Origin of the sequence: Bacillus sp. JJ1503 (genome assembly GCF_036965125.1) — a bacterium.
In the GTDB taxonomy this organism is placed as follows: Bacteria; Bacillota; Bacilli; order Bacillales; family Cytobacillaceae; genus Cytobacillus.
The window spans coordinates 1-5767 of sequence record NZ_JBALOZ010000385.1; the positions used below are offsets into that span (position 1 = coordinate 1).

At 36.5% G+C, this 5767-nt stretch carries 4 protein-coding genes; 1 reads left to right on the forward strand and 3 read right to left on the reverse strand.

All coding sequences use genetic code 11. From position 1 onward, the window contains the following. Nucleotides 1–88 precede the first annotated feature (88 nt). A complete protein-coding gene (aspA, locus tag V7149_RS23370; RefSeq protein ID WP_438823965.1) occupies nucleotides 89–1504 on the reverse strand; it encodes an aspartate ammonia-lyase in 1416 nt (471 codons plus the stop codon). A 189-nt stretch (nucleotides 1505–1693) separates the two neighbouring features. After that, a complete protein-coding gene (gene fadH, locus V7149_RS23375) occupies nucleotides 1694–2458 on the reverse strand; it encodes a 2,4-dienoyl-CoA reductase (protein WP_335347978.1) in 765 nt (254 codons plus the stop codon). Nucleotides 2459–2673: 215 nt separating this feature from the next. Here fadH and V7149_RS23380 point away from each other — a divergent pair, with 215 nt between their 5' ends. Next, nucleotides 2674–3540, forward strand: a complete 867-nt coding sequence (locus V7149_RS23380) for a metallophosphoesterase (protein ID WP_335347979.1) — start codon at nucleotides 2674–2676, stop codon at nucleotides 3538–3540. Between the two features lie 30 nt (nucleotides 3541–3570). On the opposite strand, the gene V7149_RS23385 is transcribed toward V7149_RS23380, so the two are convergent. Beyond that, nucleotides 3571–5676: an EAL domain-containing protein gene (locus V7149_RS23385; RefSeq protein WP_335347980.1), complete on the reverse strand. Its 2106-nt coding sequence runs from the start codon at nucleotides 5674–5676 to the stop codon at nucleotides 3571–3573. Between the last annotated feature and the right edge of the window lie 91 nt (nucleotides 5677–5767).

Here is a 5767-nt window from a genome sequence, read left to right on the forward strand (position 1 = left end):
CCGTTAATCTGCGATAAATGGACAAAAATACCGATAATCTTACCGGTATTTTTGTCTATAAATTAATTTCATTATATGGGCGATAACCTTACTTATCAAGTAAAGATGCACCCGATATTCCAGGCTTTGTCATTTCGTATGGGTCTAGAATCAGATCTAATTCTTCTTCACTTAGCACATCATATTGCAAGCATAATTCACGAATGGATTTCCCATTTACGATTGATTCTCTGGCAATTTCAGAAGCGACATTATACCCGATATGCGGATTGACAGCAGTTAATAAACCTACGCTTTTTTCCACATACTCTTTAAGGCGGTCAGCATTGGCCGTTATACCAGACACACAGAAGTCAGTAAATACGCGGAAGCCATTATTCATGATTGAAATGGATTGCAGTAAATTAAATAATAATACCGGCTCCATAACATTCAGCTCAAATTGTCCCGCCTCAGACGCAAGAGATATCGTATGGTCATTGCCAATTACTTGGAAAGCAATTTGGTTAATAACTTCCGGCATAACTGGATTAACTTTTCCTGGCATAATAGATGAACCAGGCTGACGTGAAGGCAAGTTAATTTCATACAAGCCTGCTCTAGGCCCAGAAGCCATTAAGCGGAGGTCATTGGCGATTTTTGACATATTCACCATACAAATTTTAAGGGCAGATGAGACTTCTGTATATGTATCCGTATTTTGTGTAGCGTCAACAAGATTACCGGCTGGTTTCACAGGGATGCCAGATATCTCAGCTAAATACTGGACAACCTTTTCAATATAAAGAGGATCGGCATTGAGCCCTGTTCCTACAGCAGTTGCTCCCATATTTACCTCTAATAAAGCTTCCATTGATCTTTCAATTCTCTTAATATCACGTTCAATCACATTTGTATAAGCCCTGAATTCCTGCCCTAGACGAATTGGAACTGCATCCTGTAAATGAGTTCTTCCCATCTTAATAACCGAATCAAATTCGATAGCTTTTTGATTAAAAGCTTCCTTCATTTCATTCATAGTATTTAATAATGTTTCTAGTGCTCTATAAACAGCAAGATGAATTGCTGTTGGAAAAGCATCGTTTGTAGATTGGGCCATATTAACATCAATATTTGGATTCAAATGAAAATATTCACCCTTTTCCTTCTCCAAGAACTCTAATCCTCTATTTGCGATGACTTCATTCGTATTCATATTAATGGATGTTCCCGCTCCGCCTTGGATCGGATCCACAATAAAGTGATCATGCCATTTCCCTGAAATAATTTCATCTGCTGCTTTGCAGATAGCCTCCGCTTTTCCTTTATATAAACGCCCGATACTTGAGTTTGCAAGCGCAGCAGCTTTTTTTACAATTGCCATCGCAATAATTAAATCTTTGTCTAATTTATATCCTGTAATGGGAAAATTCTCAACAGCTCTTAATGTTTGTATGCCATAATAAGCCTCAATCGGAACATGCTTTTCTCCCAAGAAATCCTTTTCTACACGATATGTACTCACAAATAACATCTCCTAATCAACCAATTATTGATGAAAGAGAAGTTGTCCACTCCCCTTAGATTTAGTATACTACTATTCCTTAAGATTTTCTGTTAGTTTTTTATAAAGGATAATTTTTCAAATATTAGAATAACTTTTCGAAAAAAATAACCAGCATGGAATAAAATTACTCCCCTGCTGGTTTATTATCTAGAACGGAAATTGATTTAACCATTGTCCGCCGTCCATTGTAATACATTCGCCATTAATATAGGCTGCATGCTCGGAAAATAGAAAATAAGCTAGTTCCGCTATTTCCTCAGGCTTTCCTAGTCTTCCTAACGGTACACTATTAATAGTTCTTTCTGCAGCCGACTCCGATTCCCATAGCCTCTCAGCTCCTCCTGTACGTTCAATCGGGCCGGGGGCGATTGCATTTACTCTTATCCCATATTTTCTTCCCCATTCTACTGCCAATGTTCTTGTCATCGATAATACGCCTGCTTTCGCCGCAGCTGAGTGAATGACGCCTGCACCTGCATCCCAGGCATAAGTGGCCACCATATTGATGATACTGCCTTTAATCCCCTTTTCGATCCAGTACTTTCCTATTTCACTAGAGCAATAAAATGTTCCATTTAGGACAATATTGATTACTGAATTCCAGCCATTTGCGCTAAGTTTTTCAGCTGGACATATAAAATTCCCAGCAGCATTATTGATGAGATAATCGATTCTTCCAAAGGTTTTAAGTGCTTCGTCAACCATATTTTTCACATGTTCTATTTCACGAACATCCATTTGAACCGTCAACACTTGCCCTGGAAATGTTTCTATTTCTAATTTTGCTTCATCAAGACGCTCCTTTGTTCTTCCTGTTATAACAACAAAAGCATTCGCTTCTGCAAAACGTTTTGCCATATATTTACCCATACCACTTGAACCACCTGTAACAATTACTACCTTTTCTTTCATCCTTTCCCCTCCTTAATAATGAATGATCATTCATTCTCTATTTTACCACTAGCAGATTGAATTTTCTAATAAATTATAAGACTTTTATCATAATTGCAAAACTCATAAATTAGGTTAAATCCATTTTTCTCCCTTTTTTTTAAGATAAGAGTTTGATAGTATAAGAAGGTATCTATGTTTTAGGTGAAAATGAATTAGATTGGTTGGTAATATTCATGCCAAAAAAAGTTACGAGAAGGTCTTTTTTGAAAAAAGTATTCGGCTCTTTACTTACAATTTCCGGTCTAGGTGCTGGAGGATATTATTATGCAGGTCATATTGAGCCTAGGCTCTTAGAGATAAATAATTTTCCGATTCGTCATAAATCAATTCCAAAAAGCTTCAATCATTTCAAAATTGTTCAGTTCAGTGATACTCATTTGGGCTTTCAATATGATAGGCAGCAATTCATGACTCTTGTAGAGCAAATAAATGAGCTTAAACCAGATCTTATCTTTTTTACAGGAGATTTGTTGGACGCCCCTAATAAATACTTAGAAGGCGATAAGATCATTCCTCTTCTTAAAAAGCTAAATGCCCCATTTGGTAAATTTGCTATATACGGAAATCATGATCATGGAGGGTACGGATCAGATATTTATAAATCCATCATTGAGCAAGCTGATTTTAATTTGCTGCAAAACAGTCATAAACAAGTAAAATTACTTGATGGCAGCAGCTTGTATATAATTGGTATTGATGATGCCATGCTAGGAAATCCTGACATCAGTAAAGCTTTAGCAGGAGTTCCTGAAGATTCTTACAAAATCCTCTTATCACATGCTCCCGATTTAGCAGATGAGGCTTCACAGTTAAATATCCAGCTGCAGCTTAGCGGTCATAGCCATGGGGGACAAATCCAGATTCCTTTCATTGGTGCCCTTGTAAAGCCTCCTTTTGCAGAAAAATATCATGAAGGCTTTTATGAAATTGGCGGCACACCATTAACCCTTTATGTCAATCGCGGAATAGGAACTACCCGTCTTCCGTTCCGTTTTCTATCAAAGCCTGAATTGACTGTATTTACGCTTGTAAGTGAATAGAAAAAGGAAAAGCATATGCTTTTCCTTTTTCTATTTATTGCAATATTCTTTAAGAAAGTAATTTTCAATCTCATCTGCAGGAAGAGGTCTAGAGTACAAAAATCCTTGTGCTTTGTGGCAGTTGGCATTTAATAAAAATGCCGCCTGATCCGCGCTTTCTACTCCTTCAGCGATTACCTCCATCCCCAGGCTTCTCCCTAAATGGATGATAGTCGTTGTAATAGCTGCATCTTTATCGTTTAATAGTACATCCTTGACAAAGGACTGATCAATCTTTAATACATCGATTGGAAATTGCTTTAAATAATTTAATGATGAATAGCCCGTTCCAAAATCATCAACAGATATTGAAACTCCAAGTTCCTTTAATCTTGATAGAATAGGTGCTGTATCCCTCGTATCCTGCATGGCACCTTCTGTTATTTCAATTTCCAAAGCCCTAGGATTGATTCGATATTTTTCAATCGATTTTTGAATGATTTTAAGCAAATTGTGCTGCTGGAATTGTTTTGGAGAGATATTAATAGCAATTCTAAAATCCTGATGATATTTATCTGACCAATCACGAATTTGCTTACAGGCAGTGTCAATGACCCAGTTTCCAATCGGTATGATTAAACCTGTATCCTCTGCAAGCGGAATAAATTCTCCTGGAGAAATCAATCCAAGTGCGTGATTATTCCAGCGTAATAGTGCCTCAAAACTAGATACTTTCGTTGTCTTTAAATCAATCTGAGGCTGATAATGCAAAAACAATTCTTCCCGTTCGATCGCCTTTCGCAGGAGTGTTTCCATTTCAACAACATTTCTAAGGATTGAATTCATGTCTGTCCGATAGAATTGGAAATGAGCTTTCCCCTTTTCTTTTACCCTAAATAAAGCTTCATCCGCATTTTTGATAAGAGTCTCAGCGTTCTTCCCATCATTCGGGTACATACTAATCCCAATACTTGGTGAAATATAGTATTCTTGAGAGCTTAAATAAAAGGATTTAGAAAACTTAGATAAAATATTCTGTGCAAATTTGCTAGCTTTATTTCTATCTGTATGTGAAAGAAGAATAATAAACTCGTCCCCGCCCTGCCTATAAACGGTGCACCCTTTTAATTCAGAAAGTCTGTTTGCAACTTTCTTTAATATTTCATCTCCTAAAATATGTCCGAGTGAATCATTTAAGTATTTAAACCGATCCAAATCAATTGAAAGAAGGGCAAATTCATTTCCTGTCTTTTTTGCAGAAGTAATTTGCTCCTCCAAATCTCCTAATAATGCTCTCCTATTATATAAACCTGTCAGTTGGTCATGAAAGGCCATATATTTAATAGTTTCCGCATTTTTTGCCTGCTCAGAAATATCTCGTGTAATAATATATATACCTACAATCTCTTTGTTCACAACAACAGGTGCAGTCTTAATGTGAACCGTTAAATAATGTCCTTTTCGATGAACAAATCGGCAATCGAGTGTTTCAATCGGAAAACCATTCCTCGTTTTGTGGAAAAGCATTTTTATATCTTCTATATCCTGTTCTGGAATTAAATCAAATATAGACCGATTGGTTAGCTGCTTTTCCGACAAACCTGTTAATTTCCTCCCTGCAGGATTGACCTCCTGTATGATGCCATTCAGATTAACTGTTAGAATTCCATCTAAATTATGGTCAACGATGGATCGGTATTTCTGTTCACTTTCAATTAATCGCTTCTTCTCTATTAATGCTGATGTTATGTCTCTCGTGACGGATACGACATAGCTTACCTCGTTATTTTCATCAAACACAGGAGTCAAAAATGACTCCCCATTCATCTTGCTTCCATCTGGAAGGACAACCTCATCTGAAAATCCAATAGATTTTTTCTGCCTAAGTATTCTTAAATATTCTTGCTGTAATACGTAAGCAGTTTTAAAAGGGAGAACTTCATCCAATGATTTCCCAGTATAGTCAAGTGGCAAATTAGCATGTTCTAGCCCTGGCTTATTAGCGAAAAGATAGGTGAAAACAGGGCCAGGCTCTACCTTCATGATAAAAACCATATCTTTAATGTGTCGAAAAATAATATCTAAGATAATGCCTTCAACTTTACTTGTAATATTCATGCTATTTAATTGTGTTGTTAATTCCTCTATCTTTTCCATCTAATCATCCTTATACTTATTCCGTCCATAAAAGAACTTGGACATGTATATCAAGAGATGCCTTTAATGATTTCTAAAAACAATCAAATTT